Annotated in this window: 19 protein-coding genes; 11 read left to right on the top strand and 8 right to left on the bottom strand. The window is 70.9% G+C overall.

What is annotated here, in order from left to right; genetic code table 11:
* Nucleotides 1-34: 34 nt before the first annotated feature.
* Nucleotides 35-1870, top strand: coding sequence for a GMC oxidoreductase (locus IE269_RS02770; protein ID WP_189821042.1), 1836 nt, complete (start codon nucleotides 35-37; stop codon nucleotides 1868-1870).
* A 63-nt stretch (nucleotides 1871-1933) separates the two neighbouring features.
* On the opposite strand, the gene IE269_RS42940 is transcribed toward IE269_RS02770, so the two are convergent.
* Both IE269_RS42940 and IE269_RS02760 read right to left on the bottom strand, forming a co-directional pair.
* Complete coding sequence (locus IE269_RS42940) at nucleotides 1934-3010, bottom strand: LAETG motif-containing sortase-dependent surface protein (protein ID WP_229897416.1); 1077 nt, start codon at nucleotides 3008-3010, stop codon at nucleotides 1934-1936.
* Between the two features lie 439 nt (nucleotides 3011-3449).
* On the bottom strand, nucleotides 3450-3758 hold the full coding sequence (locus tag IE269_RS02760; protein WP_189821041.1) for a chorismate mutase: 309 nt from the start codon (nucleotides 3756-3758) through the stop codon (nucleotides 3450-3452).
* Between the two features lie 348 nt (nucleotides 3759-4106).
* Between IE269_RS02760 and guaA the strand changes: the two genes are divergently transcribed.
* The 5 genes from guaA to IE269_RS02735 all read left to right on the top strand — a co-directional run bounded on the left by guaA (nucleotide 4107) and on the right by IE269_RS02735 (nucleotide 9290).
* A complete protein-coding gene (guaA, locus tag IE269_RS02755; protein WP_189821040.1) occupies nucleotides 4107-5681 on the top strand; it encodes a glutamine-hydrolyzing GMP synthase in 1575 nt (524 codons plus the stop codon).
* Nucleotides 5682-5888: 207 nt separating this feature from the next.
* Nucleotides 5889-6686 carry a class II aldolase/adducin family protein gene (locus tag IE269_RS02750; RefSeq protein WP_189821039.1) on the top strand — a complete coding sequence of 266 codons (798 nt, stop codon included), beginning with the start codon at nucleotides 5889-5891 and terminating at the stop codon, nucleotides 6684-6686.
* Between the two features lie 37 nt (nucleotides 6687-6723).
* Entirely contained in the window at nucleotides 6724-7296 is a 573-nt protein-coding gene (locus tag IE269_RS02745) for a hypothetical protein (RefSeq protein ID WP_189821038.1), read from the top strand.
* Nucleotides 7297-7396: 100 nt separating this feature from the next.
* On the top strand, nucleotides 7397-8671 hold the full coding sequence (locus IE269_RS02740) for a hypothetical protein (protein ID WP_189821037.1): 1275 nt from the start codon (nucleotides 7397-7399) through the stop codon (nucleotides 8669-8671).
* A 97-nt stretch (nucleotides 8672-8768) separates the two neighbouring features.
* Entirely contained in the window at nucleotides 8769-9290 is a 522-nt protein-coding gene (locus tag IE269_RS02735) for a DoxX family protein (protein WP_189821036.1), read from the top strand.
* On the opposite strand, the gene IE269_RS02730 is transcribed toward IE269_RS02735, so the two are convergent.
* Together IE269_RS02730 and IE269_RS02725 are read right to left on the bottom strand one after the other, a co-directional pair.
* Complete coding sequence (locus IE269_RS02730) at nucleotides 9197-9460, bottom strand: hypothetical protein (RefSeq protein WP_189821035.1); 264 nt, start codon at nucleotides 9458-9460, stop codon at nucleotides 9197-9199. The genes IE269_RS02735 and IE269_RS02730 overlap by 94 nt on opposite strands.
* On the bottom strand, nucleotides 9447-10736 hold the full coding sequence (locus tag IE269_RS02725) for a PspC domain-containing protein (protein ID WP_189821034.1): 1290 nt from the start codon (nucleotides 10734-10736) through the stop codon (nucleotides 9447-9449). Before IE269_RS02725 ends, IE269_RS02730 begins: the two co-directional genes overlap by 14 nt.
* Before the next feature lie 142 nt (nucleotides 10737-10878).
* Here IE269_RS02725 and IE269_RS02720 point away from each other — a divergent pair, with 142 nt between their 5' ends.
* From IE269_RS02720 to IE269_RS02710, 3 genes are all read left to right on the top strand, one after another.
* Nucleotides 10879-12180, top strand: a complete 1302-nt coding sequence (locus IE269_RS02720) for an ATP-binding protein (protein ID WP_189821033.1) — start codon at nucleotides 10879-10881, stop codon at nucleotides 12178-12180.
* The gene (locus IE269_RS02715; protein WP_189821032.1) at nucleotides 12177-12875 is read left to right on the top strand and encodes a LuxR C-terminal-related transcriptional regulator; all 699 of its coding nucleotides are present in this window, start codon (nucleotides 12177-12179) and stop codon (nucleotides 12873-12875) included. The genes IE269_RS02720 and IE269_RS02715 overlap by 4 nt, the downstream gene beginning before the upstream one ends.
* Before the next feature lie 202 nt (nucleotides 12876-13077).
* Nucleotides 13078-14196: an alpha/beta hydrolase gene (locus IE269_RS02710; protein ID WP_189821031.1), complete on the top strand. Its 1119-nt coding sequence runs from the start codon at nucleotides 13078-13080 to the stop codon at nucleotides 14194-14196.
* Between the two features lie 36 nt (nucleotides 14197-14232).
* Here the strand turns inward: IE269_RS02710 and IE269_RS02705 are convergent, their stop codons facing one another.
* Together IE269_RS02705 and IE269_RS02700 are read right to left on the bottom strand one after the other, a co-directional pair.
* Nucleotides 14233-14406 (bottom strand): hypothetical protein, encoded by a 174-nt coding sequence (locus IE269_RS02705; protein ID WP_189821030.1) that lies wholly within the window; start codon nucleotides 14404-14406, stop codon nucleotides 14233-14235.
* A gap of 79 nt (nucleotides 14407-14485) precedes the next feature.
* Complete coding sequence (locus IE269_RS02700; protein WP_189821029.1) at nucleotides 14486-15553, bottom strand: C40 family peptidase; 1068 nt, start codon at nucleotides 15551-15553, stop codon at nucleotides 14486-14488.
* A 254-nt stretch (nucleotides 15554-15807) separates the two neighbouring features.
* Between IE269_RS02700 and IE269_RS02695 the strand changes: the two genes are divergently transcribed.
* Entirely contained in the window at nucleotides 15808-16161 is a 354-nt protein-coding gene (locus IE269_RS02695) for a hypothetical protein (RefSeq protein WP_189821028.1), read from the top strand.
* Nucleotides 16162-16174: 13 nt separating this feature from the next.
* Here IE269_RS02695 and IE269_RS02690 read toward each other — a convergent pair whose 3' ends face one another.
* Nucleotides 16175-17323, bottom strand: coding sequence for a C40 family peptidase (locus tag IE269_RS02690; protein WP_189821027.1), 1149 nt, complete (start codon nucleotides 17321-17323; stop codon nucleotides 16175-16177).
* A 419-nt stretch (nucleotides 17324-17742) separates the two neighbouring features.
* On the opposite strand from IE269_RS02690, the gene pcrA reads away from it, so the two are divergent.
* Nucleotides 17743-20223, top strand: a complete 2481-nt coding sequence (gene pcrA / locus IE269_RS02685; protein ID WP_189821026.1) for a DNA helicase PcrA — start codon at nucleotides 17743-17745, stop codon at nucleotides 20221-20223.
* A 73-nt stretch (nucleotides 20224-20296) separates the two neighbouring features.
* On the opposite strand, the gene IE269_RS02680 is transcribed toward pcrA, so the two are convergent.
* Nucleotides 20297-21865, bottom strand: a complete 1569-nt coding sequence (locus IE269_RS02680) for a M23 family metallopeptidase (protein ID WP_189821025.1) — start codon at nucleotides 21863-21865, stop codon at nucleotides 20297-20299.
* Nucleotides 21866-22058 lie beyond the last annotated feature (193 nt).

Here is a 22058-nt window from a genome sequence, read left to right as displayed (position 1 = left end):
ACTTTTCAAAGAACGAAAAGAACGAGGTGTGCACGTGTCCGAGGAGAGCTCTGCCCAAAACCACGTCGACGACGGGGAGTTCGACTACGACGTGATCGTCGTCGGCTCCGGCTTCGGCGGTGCCGTCTCCGCGCTCCGGCTCACGGAGAAGGGGTACCGCGTCGGCGTCCTGGAGGCCGGTCGCCGCTTCACCCGCGACTCCCTGCCCAAGAACTCCTGGGACCTGAAGAACTACCTGTGGGCTCCCGCGCTGGGCCTCTTCGGCATCCAGCGGGTGCACCTGTTGGGAAACGTCATGGTCCTGGCAGGTGCGGGCGTCGGCGGAGGTTCGCTGAACTACGCCAACACCCTCTACGTACCCCCCGCTCCCTTCTTCTCGGACCAGCAGTGGGCGGGCATCACCGACTGGCAGGACGAACTCGCTCCGTACTACGACCAGGCCAAGCGGATGCTGGGCGTGCGCATCAACCCGACCATGACCCCCTCCGACGTCCACCTGAAGGCGACCGCCGAGGCGATGGGAGTGGGCGACACCTTCCATCTCGCCCCGGTGGGCGTCTTCTACGGCGACGGACGGGACGCCGATGGTGAGTCAACGACCGGACCGGGCCGCGAAGTTCCCGATCCGTACTTCGGTGGAAAAGGCCCTGCTCGTACGGCGTGTCACGAATGCGGCGAGTGCATGACCGGCTGCCGCCACGGCGCCAAGAACACCCTCAACGAGAACTACCTCCACCTCGCCGAACAGGCCGGGGCCGTCATCCACCCCATGACCTCCGTCCTCGGCCTCACCGAGCACCCCGACGGCGGCTACCGCGTCGCCACCGCCCCCACCGACGCCCGCCGCAAGGGCACGCAGCGGATCTTCCGGGCCCGCCGGGTCGTCGTCGCGGCCGGGACGTACGGCACCCAGACCCTCCTGCACGCCATGAAGGACGGCGGCCACCTGCCCCGCATCTCGGAACGGCTCGGCGAGCTGACCCGTACCAACTCCGAGGCCCTGGTGGGCTCCCAGACCACCGACCGCCGCTACCGCAAGGCGCACGGCACGCAGCTGGGCGCCTCCGACGGGTCGGGGAAGGTCGACTTCACGCGCGGGGTCGCCATCACGTCCTCCATCCACCCCGACGCCAACACCCACATCGAGCCGGTCCGCTACGGCAGGGGCTCCAACGCGATGGGCGCGATGTCCATCCTCCAGGTGCCGTACGCGGAGAAGTTCCCGCGCGCGCTGGGCTGGGCCGTCAACGTCCTGCGCCACCCCACGCTCGCCGTGCGCTCCCTCTCCAACCACCGCTGGTCGGAGAAGACCATCATCGGGCTCGTCATGCAGTCCCTGGACAACTCCCTGACGACGTACCGCAAACCGGGCGGTATCGGAAAGGGCCTGCTCACCGCCCGCCAGGGCCACGGCGCGCCCAACCCCAAGCAGATCCCCGAGGCGACCCGGGCGGCCACCCTCCTCGCGAAGGAGATCAACGGCTTCGCGGGCAGCAACATCGGCGAGCTGATGGGCACCCCGCTCACCGCCCACTTCCTGGGCGGCTGCCCGATCGGGGCGAGCGCGGACGAGGGCGTCATCGACCCGTACCACCGCCTCTACGGGCACCCCGGCATCTCCGTCGTCGACGGCTCGGCGGTCTCCGCGAACCTCGGGGTGAACCCCTCCCTCACCATCACCGCGCAAGCGGAACGCGCCATGTCGCTCTGGCCCAACAAGGGCGACGCGGATCCGCGTCCGGCGCAGGGCGAGGCGTACGTACGGCTCGCGGCCGTGGAGCCCGTGTCCCCGGCCGTGCCGGAGAAGGCGTTCGGCGCGCTGCGGCTGCCGCTGCTGGCGGTTCCGGCGGTGCCGCCGAAGAAGAAGTAGCGGTTCCGGGTACGCGAAAGGGGGCTGCATCCCCCTCCGAATGCAGCCCCCTCTCAGCGGTTGTTACGCCTGCGCCTTCTTACGGCGCACGACGAACATCGCGCCCGCGCCCAGCGCCACGGCCGCGCCGCCCGCCAGGGCGAACATCGGCAGCTGCGAGGAAGCGCCGGTCTCGGCGAGGTTGCCCTCGAGCTGCGGCAGCTTGCCGGGGGCAGGCTTGGCCGGCTTCTTCGGGGGCAGCGGGGTCTTGCCGCCCTCCTGGGGCTTGGTGCCGTCGGTGTCCGTACCGGGCTTCACGATCTGGAAGCGGTAGGAGTTGGAGGCGATGCCGAAGCACTCCTCGCCACTGTCGATGTACATGCTGCCGCCGAAGGTGAAGCCGGAGCCCGCGGGGGCACCCTGCTTGACGCTCAGCCGCAGCTTGACCCTGACCTCGGCGTCGGCCTCGAAGATCTCCGTCTCACCGACGTAGCCGGCGCTCAGGTCCTCGATGGTGACGGCCTCCCAGCGCTTGGCGTCCTCGTTGTACGCCTGGAGCTGGATCTGCTTGTTGTCGAAGGGCTCGTCGGCCTCGGCGTCCTTGGCGACGGCGGCCAGGAACGCGACGCCTTCGAGGTCACGGCCCGACTTGTTGACGAAGCTCAGGTCGAAGGCGTGCCAGCCGCTGCCCGCGACGATCTTGCCGGGCACACCGCTCAGCCGGACGTCGACCTTGACGTCCTTGCACAGGAAGTCCTCGTCGAGGTCCTCGTCGATCTCCTCCTCCCCGTCCTTGGCGGGAGCCGAGGGGGAGGGGGCGACGGACGCGCCGGGCTTGACGGGCTTGCCGTCCTTGCCGGTGTCGGGCTTGGTCTCGTCCTTCTTGTCCGGGACCTTGCCGTCCTGCTTCGTGTCGTCCTGCTTCTGGTCCTGCTTGTCGGCGACGGCGTCGCCGGGCTTCTCGTCCTTCTTGTCGCCGGACGTGCCGGCGGCGTCGCCCGGCTTCTTGTCGTCCGTCTTGGACGCGTCGGGGGAGGCCGTGGCCGCCGGGGTGGCGCCCGGGGCGGGGGTGTCCGCGAAGGCGGCCGTCGCCGACAGCAGCGAAGCGGGGGCTATGACGGCCGTGGCGGCCGCGAGGGCCAGGGAACGGCGCAATTTCATGGGACCTCAGAAAGTCTGGCGTGCCCACTCTGGGGGACGTGGCACGAGATGTGAGGGGCCAAGGGTGCTGGAGATGCACCAATGTCCACAGATACGCAAGGGAGACCCATGATCGAGAGAAAGGGTTGTACGAGTCAGCTCGGAATCTTCACGTGATCCGCGCCACTGGTGCACGGTCTGGAGAGGTGGTGCGTTCCCTGCCGACCGGCTCCGGGCGTCCCCGGAGCCGACCGCCTGGAGCGACCGTGTGGCTGTCCCCTGCCGCCCGGTCGCACACGCTGGAGCGAGGTCCCACGACGTACCGGCGAAGCCCGTACGTCACACGCCCCAGCCGGGGCCACGCGTGGCACCGGGACCAACGAAGCCGCCGACGCCCCGGTCACGCGCCGTACGAGTGACCGCAGGAACGCACGCGCCCCCTCCGCCGTCCCGCGACGCCTCAGACGCGGCCCCGGCACAGTTCGAGCAGCGTCATGGCGAGCGTCGTGCCCGGCTTGCCGAGGGCGTCCCTGTAGTGGCCCAGGATCTCCATCTCGCGCGACAGGTTCACCCGGCGCCCGCCCGACGTCATCCGCGCCTCCTGGATGACCGCCGAAACGGCCATCCGTTCCTGGACGAGCCCGATGATCCGGTCGTCCAGGGCGTCGATGCGCTCGCGCGCGCCGGTGATGAGGGCGGCCGCGTCCTCGGTGCGGGCTCCGGTGATCTCGGTGGTGGTGGGGGCGTGCGTGGTGGGGGCGTTGCTCATGTCCGTACTCCTGGGGTGAAGGGAGCACCCGCGACGGCCACCAGGTCCGGCAACGACAGAACGCCCCGGGCCTGTCGGCCCGGGGCGCCTGGGAAGTCGCTTGTCAGTTGCTACAAGCAGCACGACCGTGGCAGCCGGACGGGCCGGGTGCCATAGGTAAAGACGAAGGTCGTGTACGAGCGCATGGGGAGCATTATGGACCCGCTCGCCCGCGTCGGCCAACGCGGGGCCGGATGATGAGACGGGCGTCCCAGGACCGGCCTCCCGTACGGCCGTCCAACAGGGGGCATCTGCCGACGCCGGTAGAATCGACACTCCCGACCCCCCTTCACCGCCGGAAGGCCGCCCGTGCCCGCAGCGCCCCCCGCCGCCCCCGACGTCGTACTCGTCGTCGACTTCGGCGCGCAGTACGCCCAGCTCATCGCCCGCCGTGTCCGCGAGGCCCGGATCTACAGCGAGATCGTCCCGAGCACCATGCCGGTGTCGGAGATGCTCGCGAAGAACCCGAAGGCGATCATCCTCTCCGGCGGTCCGTCCTCGGTGTACGCCGACGGCGCCCCGTCGATCGACCGCGCGCTCTTCGAGGCCGGCGTCCCGGTCTTCGGCATGTGCTACGGCTTCCAGATCATGGCCACCACGCTCGGCGGCACCGTCGACGACAACGGCGCCCGCGAGTACGGCCGTACGCCGCTGAAGGTCACCCGCTCCGGCTCCACGCTCTTCGAGGGCACCCCGGACGAGCAGTCGGTGTGGATGTCGCACGGCGACGCCTGCTCGGCGGCCCCCGAGGGCTTCACCGTCACCGCGTCCACGGACGTCGTGCCGGTCGCCGCCTTCGAGAACGACGAGAAGAAGCTCTACGGCGTCCAGTACCACCCCGAGGTGCTGCACTCCACGCACGGCCAGCAGGTCCTGGAGCACTTCCTCTACCGGGGCGCGGGCATCGAGCCCACCTGGACCACCGGCAACGTCATCGAGGAGCAGGTCGCCCTGATCCGCGCGCAGGTCGGCGACAAGCGCGCCATCTGCGGCCTCTCCGGCGGCGTGGACTCCGCCGTCGCCGCGGCCCTCGTGCAGAAGGCCATCGGCGACCAGCTGACCTGCGTGTACGTCGACCACGGTCTGATGCGCAAGGGCGAGACCGAGCAGGTCGAGAAGGACTTCGTCGCCGCGACCGGCGCCCGTCTGGTCGTCGTCGACGCCGAGAAGCGCTTCCTGGACGCGCTGGCCGGCGTCTCCGACCCGGAGACCAAGCGGAAGATCATCGGCCGCGAGTTCATCCGCGTCTTCGAGCAGGCCCAGCTGGAGATCCTCCAGGAGGAGGGCCCCGAGGTCGCGTTCCTGGTCCAGGGCACCCTGTACCCGGACGTCGTCGAGTCCGGCGGCGGCACCGGCACCGCGAACATCAAGTCGCACCACAACGTGGGCGGCCTGCCCGACGACATCGAGTTCGAGCTCGTCGAGCCGCTGCGTCAGCTGTTCAAGGACGAGGTCCGGATGGTCGGCCAGGAGCTGGGTCTCCCGGAGGAGATCGTCCAGCGCCAGCCGTTCCCCGGCCCCGGCCTCGGCATCCGCATCGTCGGCGAGGTCACCAAGGAGCGCCTGGACCTGCTCCGCGACGCCGACGCCATCGCCCGCGAGGAGCTGACGGCGGCCGGTCTCGACCGCGAGATCTGGCAGTGCCCGGTCGTGCTGCTCGCCGACGTGCGCTCGGTGGGCGTGCAGGGCGACGGCCGCACCTACGGCCACCCGATCGTGCTGCGCCCGGTGTCCTCCGAGGACGCCATGACGGCGGACTGGACGCGCATGCCGTACGAGGTGCTCGCGAAGATCTCGACGCGCATCACCAACGAGGTGAAGGACGTCAACCGCGTCGTGCTCGACGTCACGAGCAAGCCCCCGGGGACGATCGAGTGGGAGTAGGACTCCCGCTTCCCGGTTCTCCGCACGCGCGGAGGTAAACCGCCGCCGGGGACGATCGAGTGGGAGTAAATCCCGTCTCGGCCGATGCCGCTGTCACCTCTCTGAGGTGGCGGCGGCATCGCCGTTTCCGCGCACCGGCACCGGTGTTCGCGCGCACCGGCACCGGTGCTCTGGTTTCCGTCCGTACCACGCGGTAGCTTCCGCCCCATGACCGCCGAGATACCCGCGCCCCCGCCGGTGCCCCTGGACCAGCTCGACTTCTCCATGCCGCCCGTGCACAACGACCCGGCCGACGAACGCCGCTACCGCAAGGAGCGGCTGGCGGGCGCGCTGCGGATCTTCGCCTCGTACGGGTACGAGGAGGGCGTCTCCGGGCACATCACCGCCCGGGACCCCGAGTACGCCGACTGCTACTGGGTGAACCCCTTCGGCCTCGCCTTCGCCGACGTCACGGTCAGCGACCTGCTGCTGGTCAACGGGGACGGGCAGGTCGTGCAGGGACGCAGGCACGTGAACCAGGCGGCGTTCACCGTGCACGCCCAGGTGCACAAGGCGCGCCCCGACGTCGTCGCCGTCGCGCACACCCACTCGGTGCACGGGCGCGCCTTCTCCGCGCTCGGCGAGCTGCTGGACCCGATCACCCAGGAGTCCTGCGCCTTCTACGAGTCCCACGCGCTGTACGACGCGTACACGGGCGTCGCGGTGGATCCCACGGAGGGCCGCTGGATCGCCGGGGCGCTCGGCGGCCACAAGGCGGTGATCCTGCGCAACCACGGGCTGCTGACGGTGGGCGACTCGGTGGACGCGGCGGCCTGGTGGTTCCACACCCTGGAGCGCTCCTGCCAGGTGCAGTTGGCGGCGCAGGCGGCGGGGAAGCCGGTGCTGATCGGGCACAAGGAGGCCGTCGAGACCCGGGACCAGATCGGCGGGGACCTGGTGGCCTGGATCAACCACCAGTCGATGTGGCGGCGGATCAGCAGGGCGGAGCCGGAGCTGCTGAGCTGAGGGTTTCGCTTGTGAAGGACTGGTGTACGTTCGGTGGATGATGAGGGCGAGAACGGCACTTCGGGTGGCCGTGGGGGCGGTGGCCTCCGGGTTGATGGTGGCGTTCGTGGGCGTGGTCATGGTGCTGCACTGGTGGGACGACCCCGACTTCGTGCGGGAGGCCGAGCGCGCTTCCGTGTGCGGGCCGCACTCGGGCTCGTTGGTTGAGAACGGCGGCTGCCTGTACTTCGAGCCGTGGCGGGTGGTCCGCGCGCACCCGAGTGGTGCGGGCGTGCGGCTGGACCTCGAAATGGTCGACGACTGCTGCGACAACGGCACCGCGCGCGCCCAGTTCGCCGAGGCCGGTCCGATCGCCGGAGCACTCCGTGTCGGTGACACCGTGAACGCCGCCGGCCTCGGTTACATCGACGGCCTCATGGTGGTCGAGCGCAACGGTGTCACGCAGAAGACCCTGGACTACCCCGTGGGCGTGTCCGACGCCAGCCTGGCCCGCGCCCTCATGGTCCTCACCCTCGGCGGCGTCCTCTTCGCCTCCGGCTGCTACGCCCTGCGCAACTCAAGCCCCCTGCGCGTCAACCCGGCACCCGGGCCGTCACCCCGCCCCACCTGAACCCCTGGGCGCACCCGTCGCTCCGTACGGCACAATTCCCTTTCAACACATGCACGTTCACACGTTGATAGTGAGTTGTGAGGAAAGGGCGGCGTCTGTCGTGGCGGTGCAAGAGGCGAGGCAGAGCACGCACGGCGGGCACGGCGGGGGATGCGTCTGCGGGGGCTGTCCCAGCGGAGCGCGGGAGGGGCACCGGCGGGCCGTCGCCGCCTTCCTGGCCAAGCGCGACGGACTCGCCACCGGGGAGGGCCTGCCGTCCGCCGTCGCGCACTCCACGGGCGCGTCCCGGCAGTGGGTGTCCGACGAGCTGACCCAGTCCGCCCGCGAGGTCGCCGACCGTTCCCGCGAGGCCGGTGAGGTGTGGCTGCGGCACCTGTGGCGCGGAACGCTCCTCGCACTGTGGGGCGGGGTCGTGGTCCTCGCACTGGTGCAGGCGTTCACCGCGATCGGCACCGGCTGGACACTCGCCCGTACGGCAGGACTGGTGGCCGCCCTGATCACCGCCGTCCTGCTGACGGCCGCCGCCCGGGTGCACCGCGCGCGCGGCGGGCTGCTCGCGCCGCTGATCGGCGAGGACAACCGGCTCTCCACCTCGCGCACCGTCGCCGCCAGTTGGGTGCTGCTGGCCGTCTTCGCGGTGCTCGTGCTGGCGGTGGAGCTGGCCGGGGCCTCGAAACCGGCCGACCGGGACGCGCTGATCGCCGGTCTGGAACTGGCGCGCGGCGCCGGTGTGTTGACCGTTCTCGCGCTGACCTGCGCGGTCGCCGTGCTGCTGCGGCGGATGGTGGGCGCACGGGTGCTGAAGCAGACCCTCCAGAAGGTGCGGGCCGACCGGCCGCGCGCCGCCGACCTGCTCACCGACGATTCCGGGCGCGGGAACTTCGGTGACATTCAGTACGTTCTCGTGTCGAGCGTCGCCGTCGTCTTCGCCGCCGTACGACTCGCCAGGCGGCCGGAGCAGCTGCCGGACCTGCCGTGGGGGCTCGCCCTCCTCGTGGTGGTGTCCGCGGCCACGTACGTCGCCGGGAAGTTCGCCGAGGGCGGGCGTCCGGTGGTGCTGTCGGTGGTCCGCGCCCGGGAGGCGGGGGACCTGGACGGCCCGATCCGTACGGGCGACGACATCGAGATCCGGGGAGCCGGATTCGTACCGCCCGGGGCGCACACCCCCGACCGGCTGGCCCGCATGGTGGTGCGCATCGGCACCGTCCATGTGCACGTGCCCCTGGTGCCGGTGCCCGGCGGTTTTGCCAACCCCACCGACAGCGTGCTGACCGTGCCGGTGCCCGTCGAGGTGGAGCCCGGCGAGGTCGAGGTGCAGGTGGTCACGGCCGCCGGGGTGGAGACCAACAGCCACCGCATCGACGTCACCGACTGAGCCGCAGCCCCTGGGCCGCACCCGTTGAGCCCCGCCCGCCCTTCGAACGTATGGTCAAAGGACGGACGGTGAGCGCGAGGGAAGGCAGGGCCGGAGCATGGCGTACGGATACGGGACGAACGGCACACGCGCGTACGGGACCAACGAACCGCGCGGCTGGAAGCAGAGCGCCAGCCGTTTCGCGCTGCTGCCGCTGCGTCTCTTCCTCGGCTTCACCTTCGTCTACGCCGGCCTCGACAAGCTCACCGACAGCGCCTTCCTGTCCGCGTCCGGCAACGGGTCGATCGCCCAGACGATGAGCGCCGTGCGCGACAGCTCCGCCGTGCCCTGGCTGGTCGACCTCGCACTGAAGGCGCCCGTCGGTTTCGGGTACGCCATCGCGATCGGCGAACTCCTCGTCGGCATCGCCACGCTGCTGGGCCTGTTCGCCCGGGTGGCCGCCGTCGGCGGGGCGCTGATCTCGCTCAGCCTGTGGCTGACCGTCAGCTGGGCGGCCACCCCGTACTACTACGGCAACGACCTGCCCTACCTGATGGGGTGGCTGCCGCTGGTGCTCGCCGGAGCATCGGTGTTCTCGCTGGACGCGATGCGCGACCTGCGCCGGCGCCGGATGCCGTAGGACACCGCGCCGACGACGGACGCCACCAGGAGGCCGCAGGCGACCAGCGGGATGAGCGCCCACCACGGGGTGTCCCACTCGCCCTCCACGTCGGCGGCGTACACCGCGACCGCGCCCAGGAACGTGAGGCCCAGGACCGCGCGCCCGGGCTGGAAGTCATGACGCAGCACGTTCCACCGCCACCTGTCCGACGCCTACTTCGAGCCGCAGGTCCACCGTGCCCGCGGGTTTCGCCCCCGGTGGTGGCATCAAGGTGCGCACCTGCTGCTGGTCGGTGCGGATGTCGATGTTGTCCGCCCCCTCGCCGGGCAGCTGGATGTCGCCCAGGCCCAGTTCCATGTCGACGCGCACGGTCACGTCCTTCGGTACGACGACCCGCAGTGCGCCCGCGCCGACCTCGACCCGGGTGGACAGCGTGCTGCCCTGTGGCACCGCCACCTGGCTGAGGTCGAGCCGCCCCTCGCCCGCGCCGAGCTCGTACGACGGCTGCACCTGCTGGGTGGTCGAGGGCCGCCAGTTCGTGGTGGCCCACTCGGTGGAGATGTTCTTCGGGATGGTCGTCGCGGCCGTCAGCAGGCCCGCCGTCAGCAGCCCCAGGAAGATCGTCCCGACGCCGACCCGGCCGAAGAACGAGGCCAGCACCAGGCCCACGCCGAACACCGCGAGCGCGCACGCCAGCCCGGTCGCCAGGCTCGGGCCCAGCGGGTCGCTCTGCCAGGTCGACGCAGTGCCCGCCGCACCGGCCAGCAGCGCCGCCAGGAAGGTCAGGCCGCCGAAGGAGCGCGGGCGGCTGTCCACGGGCCGCCAGGGACGCCGTACGGGCGCCTCCGTGACCGGCTCGTCCGCCGGACCCCACAGGTAGCCGTGCGGCACGGGCCCGGTGGTGCCGTCCTTGACGATCGGGTCCCGCCACCAGGAGGGCGTGCCGGGAATCGGCGGCGCCTTGGTCTCCGGCGGCGCCGCCACGTCCTGCACCTGTGTCGCCCCCGGCTCCGCCGGCGCCGCCGACCTGCGCTGCCGCGACCACACCGTGCTCGCCCCGACGATCAGCAGCAGCATCACGGAGAACCCGAAGACGCCGCCGTTGTGCCGCAACGCCAGGAACATCCCGCAGCCCACCAGGGCCAGCAGCACCGCGATCAGCGCCGGGCCGTCGACCCGGCCGGTCAGCAGCCGCTTGCCCTCGTTCTCGTCGTCGCCCTCCAGGGGCACGAGCAGCCAGGCGAAGCCGTACGCGATCAGTCCGATGCCGCCGGTCACCGAGGTCACCGCGAGCACCACCCGGAAGATCACCGGGTCGACGTCGAAGAACTCGCCGAGCCCGCCGCACACCCCGCCGACCGTCCGATGGCGGCGGCTGCGGTGCAGGGTCCGTCGGGGCACGGGGTCCCCGGCCGGGGGCGCTCCGGTTCCGGAGGCCGGTGCTGCGTCGTGGACTTCTGTCATACGCCCCATGGTGACGGCCCGCTCCGGGGCACGGCACCTGGGGCGACCCTGGCTGATCCCTGATTTCCGCCCGGCGACGGCCTCGGGGAATCGGGGGTTTTCCCCCATGTGCCGGGCCCCGTGCGCGTGTGACCATCGAGGCATGTCGTCCATCGCCCCGAGCCGCCGTCCGGCCCGCACCCCCGCCGCCGAGCAGGATCCGGCGGGGCCGCCGCCGCGCAAGCTCTACCGCAGTGCGGACGGCCGGATGCTCGGCGGTGTGGCCCGCGGACTCGCGGGGCATCTCGGGCTGCCGGTGGTCTGGGTGCGGATCGCGTTCTTCGCGCTGTTCCTGATGCAGGGGCTGGGCGCGCTGCTGTACGCGGTGTTCTGGTTCTTCGTGCCGCTGGGCGTCGGCGGGGTCAACGCCCAGCCGCGCAGCGTGTTCGAGACGCTCCCGGACGGCCGTCGCCGGCTGCGGATGCCCGACAAGGGGCAGATTGTCGCGCTGATCGCCCTGTGCCTGGGCGCCGCGATCTTCATGGGGAACGTCGACATGGCGGGCAACGAGCGCTATGTGTGGCCGCTCCTGCTCACCGGCGCCGGTGTCGTCCTGGTGTGGCGGCAGGCCGACAACGCCCGGCGTGCGCACTGGACCGAGGGCGGCAGCCACCGGCGCACGCTCCAGGTGATGCGCGGCATCGCGGGCGTCGCCCTGGTCGCCGTCGGGGTCACCGTCTTCATCGTCGTACGGGGCTCCGCCGCCCAGCTCGGCAACGTGCTCACCGCCGCCCTCGCCGTGATCGCCGGGGTCGGGCTGCTGGCGGGACCGTATCTCGTACGCATGACGCAGGACCTGTCCGAGGAGCGGCTGATGCGCATCCGCGCACAGGAGCGCGCCGAGGTCGCCGCCCACGTCCACGACTCCGTACTGCACACCCTCACCCTGATCCAGCGCAACGCCGACGACGGCTCCGAGGTGCGCCGGCTGGCCCGCGCACAGGAGCGCGAGCTGCGGAACTGGCTGTACAAGCCGGAGGGCACGGGCAAGGACGCCGCGGAGGAACCGAGCACCCTCGCGGAGGCCGTGAAGCGCTCCGCCGCAGAGGTGGAGGACAAGCACGGGGTGCCTCTTGAGGTGGTCGTCGTCGGCGACTGCCCGCTGGACGACAAGCTGACCGCACAGATGCAGGCCGCGCGCGAGGCGATGGTGAACGCCGCCAAGTACGGTGGCGAGGGCGGGGCGGTGCAGGTCTTCGCGGAGGTCGAGGGCCGCACGGTCTTCGTGTCCGTACGGGACCGGGGGCCCGGCTTCGACCTCGATTCCATCCCGGACGACAGGATGGGCGTACGAGAATCGATCATCGGCCGGATGGAACGCCACGGCGGAACGGCGGTCCTGCGGTCCGCGCCCGACGGGGGCACGGCAGTGGAGCTTGAGATGGAGAGGGCGGCGGACGCATGACCGAGCAGAGCGCACAGGACGCACAGGGCCAGGACCGGCACGTCAGGGTGGTGCTGGTGGACGACCACCGGATGTTCCGCACCGGCGTGCAGGCCGAGATCGGCCAGACCGCGACGACGGGCGTGGAGGTCGTCGGCGAGGCCGCCGACGTCGACCAGGCCGTCACCGTCATCACCGCCACCCGCCCCGAGGTCGTCCTCCTGGACGTCCACCTGCCGGGCGGCGGCGGTGTCGAGGTGCTGCGCCGCTGCGCCCCGCTGATGGGGGACGCGGAGCGGCCCGTGCGGTTCCTGGCGCTGTCGGTGTCGGACGCCGCCGAGGACGTCATCGGGGTCATCCGGGGCGGTGCGCGCGGCTACGTCACCAAGACGATCACCGGTGCGGACCTGATCAACTCGGTGTTCCGGGTGCAGGACGGCGACGCGGTGTTCTCGCCGCGCCTGGCCGGGTTCGTCCTGGACGCGTTCGCGTCGACGGACGCGCCGCCGGTGGACGAGGACATGGACCGGCTCACCCAGCGCGAGCGCGAGGTGCTGCGGCTGATCGCGCGCGGTTACGCGTACAAGGAGATCGCCAAGCAGCTGTTCATCTCGGTGAAGACGGTCGAGTCGCACGTCTCGGCGGTGCTGCGCAAGCTCCAGCTCTCCAACCGCCACGAGCTGACCCGGTGGGCGACGGCGCGACGCCTGGTCTGAGCCCGGCGCTGGTGCGAGGCGTTGTCCGAGCCCCGGTGCTGGCGCGACGTCTGGTTTGAGCCCGGCGTTGGTGCGAGGCGGGAAAACTGTCACCGGTGCCGGTGCTCGGCGGACGCCTGTCACCGGTGCTGGTGTGAGGCGTGCGACAGGGGGTTGAGGTCGGGGAACCTCTGCCCGGAAAGGCCCCTCTTCTCACCATGTGATGAGTCTGACCGGGACCCCCTTCTTCGTGACCGCGATATGCCTGCTCGTGGTCGCCTTCGTCCTGCCGCTGGCACTGTGGAGCCGGCTGCGGGGACCTGCCGCAGTGCGCGGTTTCGTACGGCTGCTGATGCTCGTTTTCGCGCAGGTCACCGCCATCACGGTGGTGTTCGTCGCGGTCAACAACGCCAACGGTCTGTACGACACCTGGGACGACCTCCTGGGCAACTCCGACCACTCGGGCGTCGCCGCCGACCTCGGCCCCGACGGCACGGGCGGGCAGAAGATCTCCGAGCAGCCCAAACAGGCCGCGGTCTTCCGCCCCGTGGACGACGCCAGGATGGGCGAGGGCGTCAAGGTCACCGACCTCAAGGGACGCATCTCGGGCGTCGAGGGCGAGGTGTACGTGTGGCTGCCGCCGCAGTACGACGACCCGGCGTACAAGGACAAGAAGTTCCCGGTGGTGCAACTGCTGCCGGGCTACCCGGGCTCGGCGAAGGCCTGGTTCGGCGCGCTGCAGGTGAACAAGCAGCTGAAGCCCCTGATGCAGCAGGGCAAGGTGAAGCCCTTCATCCTGGTCTCGCCGCGAACCACCCTGCTGGGCGACCAGACCGACACCGGCTGCGCGAACACCCCCGGCAAGGTCAACGCGGACACCTGGCTGAGCGTCGACGTGCGCAAGATGGTCACCGACACCTTCCGGGCCTCGCCGAAGGCCGCCGACTGGGCGGTCGGCGGGTACTCGGCGGGCGCGCACTGCGCCACCAGGCTGGCCGTCGCCCACCCCGACCGCTACCGCGCGGGCGTCAGCCTCTCCGGCTTCAACGACCCGAACGGCGAACCGGCCGCCCTCACCGCCGCCACCCCCGAACTCCGGCGCGCCAACAACCCGTACTACATGCTGAAGAAGGCCAACAAGGCCGGGAAGCCGCCGCACACCGCGCTGTTCCTGTCGGGCGCGGCGGGCGACGGCTTCGAGGCGGCGAACGCGCTCAAGGGCGAGGCGAAGAAGCCGACGACGGTACGGGTGGTGAAGACCGTCGGACCGCACGGCACCAGCGTGTGGAAGCAGCAGGTGCCGGAGGTCTTCCGGTGGCTGTCGGAGCAGGTGGGCAAGTAGTGGCCCCGGGGTCTCGGGGGCGGGCATTCCCGGGGCTCAGTAGCGGCGCGCGCCGCCGTGGCCCCGGCCGCCGCCGCGCAGCCGGCCCAGCAGCGACCTGGCCTGCGAGCGCCTGCGCGGATTGGCGGCCTGCTGGCGGCCTCGGGCGATGGTGCGACGGCCCTGCGGGCTGCGGGCGTAACTCTTGAGCTTGCTGATGATGCCGGGCATGAGAGTCCTCCCTCTGGGGCGCATCGGATGCGCCTCCCTGTGAGGCGGCTACCCCGACATCGCGGCCCGACCCTGTGGATCACGCCGGCCGCGTCGCCCCCACCATCGGCATCTGGTCGATCGGCGCGATCCGCACCGGCGCGCCCGGGCGCGGGGCGTGGATCATCTTGCCGTCGCCGATGTACAGCCCGACGTGTGTGATCCCGGAGTAGAAGAACAGCAGGTCTCCCGGCGCGAGTTGGGAACGCGAGACCCGCTCTCCCGCGTTGATCTGGGTGTACGTGGTCCGGGGCAGCGACACCCCGGCCGAGCGCCAGGCCGCCTGGGTCAGGCCCGAGCAGTCGAAGGAGGAGGGGCCCGTGGCACCCCAGACGTAGGGCTTGCCGAGCGCCGAGTAGGCGAAGGACACGGCCTGCGAGGCCCGGGCGTTGGGCGCGCGGACCGACCCGCGCGGCATGTCCCGGTCCGCCGAGGACCGGTCGGCGCGGTCCGAGCCGCCGCCGTGCCCGTCCTGGGCGGCGTAGCGGGCCCGGTCGTCGCCGGTCAGCCGGGAGAGCAGTTCCTCGGCCTCGGAGATGTTCCCCTGGATCTTCTCCTTCTGCTTCTTCAGCTCGGCCTCCTCCTGGGCGAGCTGGCCGAAGCGCTGGTCGGCGGCGCCCCGCAGCCGGGCGATCTGCGCGATCTGCCGCTGCGCTCCCTGGACCTTGACGGCCTGGAGCTCCCCGGCCCGCCCGGCGACGGCGGCCCGCTCCAGGTACTGGTCGGGGTCCGAGGTGAGTGCGACCTGCACGGCGGGCTCGATCCCGCCGGAGCGGTACTGCGCGGCGGCCATCGAGCCGAGCGACCTGCGTTCGACGTTGAGCTGCTCGGTGCGGCGGGCCGCCTCGTCGCGGAGCTGGTCCAGCGACCTCTTGGTCCCCGCGGACTTCTCCTTCACGCCGTTGTACGTCTCGGTGGCGGTCTCGGCGTCGTGGTAGAGCTTGTCGACCTTCGCCTTGATCTGGGCCGGCGTGAGCTGCGGCTCCGCCTGCGCGGTGCCCTCCAGGGCGGTGGTGCCCGCGGCTCCCGCCAGTGCGAGGGTGACCGCGGTGGTGCGGGCGGTACTGCCGCCGAGTGAGCGCTGCTTGGGCTTCCGGTGCGCTGCCACGAGGGCGTTCACGTCCTTCCACGGGTACGGCCGGTGGGGGTTGGGGGGTCGGCCATCTGGGGAGGGACGCTAAACCTGGCCGTCACGGGGCAGCCTTCGAACGACCGCTAATGCCCGTAAGTGGTCGCGGATTGGTCGCTCATGATCGCGACAAGCGGGACGGAACCACTTCTTCCGTTCCCTCTGTGACCGATGGGGCGGAATGGCCCGCCCTGCCGTCGGACGCGTGCTAACGCCTGGCTAGGCTCCGCCCCATGGACGTACTCCTCAATGTCTTCGTCGGCCTGCACATCATCGGCATCGCCTCCCTCCTCGGCGGGTTCCTGACCCAGACGAAGGCGATGGGCGCGGGCACCGCACGCTTCACCCCCGCGATGCTGCACGGCGCGCTGACCATGCTGATCACCGGCGTCGCGCTGGTCGGCATCCACCAGGCCCAGGACCACAGCGTCAACAACCTCAAGATCGGCATCAAGCTGGCGATCCTGGTGGTGATCCTGGGCCTCGTCTACGTCAAGCGGGACGAGGAGAAGGTGGAGAAGGCACTGTTCGGCGCGGTCGGCGGGCTGACAGTCGTCAACATCTTCATCGCCGTCCTGTGGAACTGACGCCCGCAGGTATTCAGACGGGCCGCACGCTCCCGTAGATCGGCATGTAGTAGATCGACTCCTCGCGCACCTTCGCGTTCGGCTTCGGCGCGTGGACCATCATCCCGTCGCCCTTGTAGATGCCGACGTGGCTGATGTCGTCGTAGAAGAACACCAGGTCACCGGGCTGGAGGTCCTTCGTCGCGACCCGCTTGCCGACCTTCACCTGGTCCCAGGTGGTGCGCGGCAGGTCCACCCCGGCGGCCTTCCAGGCGGCCTGGGTGAGGCCCGAGCAGTCGTACGAGGAGGGGCCGGTCGCGCCCCAGACGTACGGCTTGCCGATCTGGGCGCGGGCGAAGGCCAGCACCTTCTCGGCCTTGGTGGAGTACGAGCTTCCAGAGCCTGATCCGCGCCCGGTGCCGGATCCGGTGCCGGGCTTCTGCTCGCCCTTCTCCTTCTCCCTCTCCCGGGCCTCCGCCGCCTGCCGCCGCGCCAGCTCGTCCGCCTTGCGCTGGGCCTCCGCCTTCCGTTCGCGCTCCAACTGCGCGAGCCGTGCCTTCTCCTGCGCGCTCAGCTTCGACAGCAGCCCGCGGGCCTGCCCCAGCTTGTCCTGCACGCTCTCCTTGGACTCCCGCAGCGCCGCCTGCGCCGTGGTCAGCCGCTCCAGCCCGCGGGTGGCCTCGCCGCGCTTCTTCGCGGCGGCCTCCTGCTGGGTGCTGTAGGTGTCGATCAGCTTCTTCTGCCGCTCGGTGGCCCGGGCCATCACCCGCCGCGACTGGAAGTACGACGTCGGGTCGTCCGCGAGGAACAGCGCGGAGGCGGAGCCCACCGACCCGCTGCGGTACTGGGAGGCCGCGAGGGAGCCGAGCGTGCGCCGGGCCTGGTTCAGCCTGTCGGTGCGCCGGGCGACGTCGTCGAGCAGCCCGTCGACCCGCTGCTTCTGCTTGCGGGTGGCCTCCTTGGCCGCGTTGTACTCCTGGGTCGCCGCCCCGGCCTGCCGGTACAGGGCGTCCACCTTCTGCTGCACCTCCTCGACGGAGGGCTTCGGCGCGGCGGGGGAGGCCTGCGCGGACTGGGCGACGATGCCGACGGTCACCAGGGCGGCGGTGGTGACGCCGACGCCGGGGGCCGAGGAACGCAGGAGAGCGGCGGTACTCGTGCGTGGCTTGCGATGGGATGCCAAAGGAGGCAATTCCTTCCGTGGACCGCCTACCGGGTTAGCTGGCGCCGAGCTTTTGCCAAATAAGAGGTGCGGGCTCATGGAAGGCGTGCCCTACGGCCCTGGGTGTGGGGGTACGGGCCGATTCACCCCGGTGGTGCGTGTGGGTCCCCGGTTCCGAACCGCCGTGCGGGCGGCGCGAATTCGGCGTGCGACGACCGTTCCGGCGCGGTTCGCCGAGGGGGGTACGGGCCGCTCGCGCAGCACCGTAACGAATGGGTGTGACGGGTGGGAAGCCTGATGTTCGATATGCCCGATACGTTTGCGTGACCTTGATCCGGGGCCGGCACGAGCGTGAGCACAGGGTCACAGAAGGTGCCCGGGGCCGGTTCTGGCGGAATCCGGGCCGGGCTGTCAGTGGGGCCGCCTAGACTCGGTAGGCGATGAGCAGCCTCTTTGACGACAGCTTCCTGGCCGACCTCCAGAACAAGGACGACTCGGCCCCGCCGCCCCCGGAGGACACCGAAGAAGGTGCCCCTCCGGAGGAGGTTCCGCACGACCTCTTCGAGGGGAAGTTCGACGGCCCGCCGCCGCCCCGGGACGCCTACTACCGGGACGGCGCCCCCCGCCCGGTCCTCGACCCGGCGGCCCTGCTGGACGGGCTGAACGACAACCAGCGCGCCGCCGTCGTGCACGCGGGCTCGCCGCTGCTCATCGTGGCCGGAGCCGGTTCCGGCAAGACCCGTGTGCTCACCCACCGCATCGCGCACCTGCTCTCCGCGCGCGGTGTGCACCCCGGCCAGATCCTCGCGATCACCTTCACCAACAAGGCCGCCGCCGAGATGAAGGAGCGCGTCGAGGCCCTGGTCGGCCCCCGCGCGGGCGCGATGTGGGTGTCCACCTTCCACAGCGCCTGCGTGCGCATCCTGCGCCGCGAGTCCAAGAAGCTCGGCTTCACGTCGTCGTTCTCGATCTACGACGCCGCCGACTCCAAGCGCCTGATGGCGCTGGTCTGCCGCGACCTGGACCTCGACCCCAAGAAGTTCCCGCCGAAGTCCTTCAGCGCCAAGGTCTCCAACCTCAAGAACGAGCTGATAGACGAGGAGACCTTCGCCGGCCAGGCCGCCGACGGCTTCGAGAAGACCCTCGCCCAGGCGTACGCGATGTACCAGTCCCGCCTCCGCGAGGCGAACGCGCTGGACTTCGACGACATCATCATGACCACGGTGCACCTGCTCCAGGCGTTCCCCGACGTCGCCGAGCACTACCGCATGCGCTTCCGGCACGTCATGGTCGACGAGTACCAGGACACCAACCACGCCCAGTACACCCTGGTCCGCGAGCTGGTCGGCCCTTCGGGCCCCGGCCTCGCGCCCGGCGAGCTGTGCGTCGTCGGTGACGCCGACCAGTCGATCTACGCCTTCCGCGGTGCGACGATCCGCAACATCCTCCAGTTCGAGGAGGACTACCCGGACGCGACGACGATCCTGCTGGAGCAGAACTACCGCTCCACCCAGACGATCCTCACCGCCGCCAACGCCGTCATCGAGCGCAACGAGAACCGCCGCGCGAAGAACCTCTGGACCGACGCGGGCGCGGGCTCCCTGATCACCGGGTACGTCGCGGACACCGAGCACGACGAGGCCCAGTTCATCGCCGAGGAGATCGACCGCCTCACCGACGCGGGCGACGCCAAGGCCGGCGACGTCGCCGTCTTCTACCGCACCAACGCCCAGTCCCGCGTCTTCGAAGAGATCTTCATCCGGGTCGGCCTGCCCTACAAGGTCGTCGGCGGCGTCCGCTTCTACGAGCGCAAGGAGGTCCGGGACATCCTGGCCTACCTGCGCGTCCTGTCGAACCCCGAGGACACGGTCCCGCTGCGCCGCATCCTCAACGTGCCCAAGCGCGGTATCGGCGAGCGCGCCGAGGCCATGATCGACGCGCTCTCCCTGCGCGAGCGGATCAGCTTCCCGCAGGCCCTGCGCCGGGTCGACGAGGCGTACGGCATGGCCGCCCGCTCGTCCAACGCCGTCAAGCGGTTCAACACGCTGATGGAGGAGCTCCGTACGATCGTCGAATCGGGAGCCGGACCGGCCACCGTCCTCGAAGCGGTCATGGAGCGCACGGGCTATCTCGCCGAGCTCCAGGCCTCCACCGACCCCCAGGACGAGACCCGCATCGAGAACCTCCAGGAACTCGCCGCCGTCGCCCTGGAGTTCGAGCAGGAGAACGGCGACGAGGACAACCCGGGGACCCTCTCGGACTTCCTGGAGAAGGTCGCACTGGTCGCCGACTCCGACCAGATCCCCGACGAGGACGAGGACGGCTCCGGCGTCATCACCCTGATGACCCTGCACACGGCCAAGGGCCTCGAATTCCCGGTCGTCTTCCTCACCGGCATGGAGGACGGCGTCTTCCCGCACATGCGCTCGCTCGGCAACACCAAGGAGCTGGAGGAGGAGCGCCGCCTCGCGTACGTCGGCATCACCCGCGCCCGCGAGCGGCTCTACCTCACCCGCTCCACCCTGCGCAGCGCCTGGGGCCAGCCCTCGTACAACCCGGCCTCCCGCTTCCTGGAGGAGATCCCGGACACCCACCTGGAGTGGAAGCGCACCGGCGCGCAGATCCCGGCCGGCCCGGTCTCGGGCTCGAAGGGCGGCGTGGGCTCGGTGGCGGCCTCGCTGTCGTCGTCGCTCGCCAACTCCCGCAACCGGCGCGGACCTTCGGGCTTCGCCACCGGGCGGGCCTCGGACAAGCCGGTGATCACGCTCGCCGTCGGCGACCGGGTCACGCACGACCAGTTCGGCCTCGGCACGGTGATGACGGTTACCGGCTCCGGCTCGGACGCGCAGGCCACCATCGACTTCGGCGACGAGCGCCCGAAGAAGCTGCTGCTGAGGTACGCGCCGGTCGAGAAGCTGTAGTTCGTTCCGCCTGTACGACGCGGGGGCCGCACCGGACGTCCGGTGCGGCCCCCGCGTCGTACAGGCGCGTGCCTTACGTCGGGTCCAGGCCGTGGCTGCGGAGCCAGGCCAGCGGGTCGACGGCCGAGCCGCCGCCCGGGCGGACCTCGAAGTGCAGGTGCGCACCCGTGGAGTTGCCGGAGTCGCCCGCGTAGCCGATGACGTCGCCCGCCTTGACCGTGCCGGAGCGCATCTTGGTACGGGAGAGGTGGCAGTACCAGGTCTCCACGCCCTTCGGCGAGACGACCTTCATCATGTTTCCGTACGCGCTGTTGTACTGGTAGCTGACCGTGCCGTCGGTCGCCGCCATCACCGGGGTGCCGAGGTCTACGGGGAAGTCGATGCCGGTGTGCACGGCCGCCCAGTTGACGCCCGCCTGGCCGTAGTACGCGCTGAGTCCGTGCTGCTTGACCGGCAGGACGTACTTCGGGCGGGCCGCCTCCTTGCGGGCGGCCTCCTCGGCCTTGCGCTTCTTCTCGGCGTCCTGGCGTTCCTTGAGGTCGATGCGCTCCTGCGTACGGCTGGCGCGGTCGCCGAAGTCGCGGGCGTCGGCGCTCAGTCCGGCGGCCATGGTGTCGAGCTTGTTGTTGACGGCGACGGGCTTCACCGTCGACGGGTCGGCGACCGTCATGGCCGTCGGCTTCTTCGACTCGTCGGCGCCCGCGACCCCGCTGACGGAGGCGGCGGCGATTCCTGCGACGCCCATGACACAGGCGGAGGGCACGGCGACGGTGAAGAGGGCGGAGCGCTTGGCGGGGGTGCGGCGGCGGCCGCGGTCCGCGGGGGCTCGGCGGGCGGCGCGGGGGCCGGCCGCCGCGGGTTCCGGCTCGGGGCCCGGACCGGCGTCGGCCTCGTCGTGGGCGCGGGGGCTGATCACCGGGAACTCGGTGGTGTGGACGTCCGTTTCACCGGTGAGGGTGTGGGGGGAGTCCGGGGTGTCGTGGGCCTCGTGGGTGTCGTGGCCGGTGTTCCAGGCGGTGGCGTCGAAGGCGCCGGACTCCGGGCTGGGATCGTACGGCTGCCACTGGTCCCCGGAGGAGGAATCGGCGGAGTAGGCGAACTGCGGGGCGTCCGGGTGACCGGTGTCGAACTGGCCGGTCTGGTGGGACTGGCTGGTGTCGAGGTGCTCCGTGCTGAGATGACCTGTCTCGAAATGGCCCGTCTCGAACTGGCCCGTCTCGAACTGGCCCGTCTCGAACTGGCCGGTCTGGAACTGCGTCGCGTCGAACTGGCCGGTCTCGAAGGCGCCCTGGTGGACCTGGTGCACCTGGTTCGCCTCGCTCCACGCGGTGGCGTCCCACTGGCCGGTCGCCATGGCGTCGGCCTGGTAACTCTGCGTGTCGTACGAGACGGGGCCGCCCTGCGCCGGAATGTCCGCCAGGTTCGTCCACGTACCCGTGGTGTCGTAGCCCTGCTGCGGGGTATGTGCGCCGTACGCGTCGTACCCGGCGGTGAGGTCCTGGTGCGAGCCGGTGTCCCACTGGGTGCTGTCGTACTGGCCGCTGTGGTCGGCAGTGCCGGACGGACCGCCGTGGAGCGGGTCGGTGCCGAAGCTGCCGGAGGGGTACGTGTCGTACCCGGCGTGGGGTTGCTGGTCGTTCACCAACGTCTCTCTCGCCTCGGCAGCAGGACCTGTTTCCCGGGTGCCATGAGCACCCAGAGTGAAAGCAGTGGCGCGACTGTACCCGGCGGTATGCGGCGGCGACAATCTCCGGCAGGTTTTGAGCAATCAGGAAACGGGCATTCAGCCGCCTTTTGGCGGACGGCGGGCATGGGTTTGGCGCTGCGTTCGGCGA

It is taken from the genome of Streptomyces spiroverticillatus (assembly GCA_014650415.1).
Classification (GTDB): domain Bacteria; phylum Actinomycetota; class Actinomycetes; order Streptomycetales; family Streptomycetaceae; genus Streptomyces; species Streptomyces spiroverticillatus.
The sequence above is the reverse complement of the archived record's forward strand: the minus strand, read 5'-3'. Positions and strand labels throughout refer to the sequence as shown.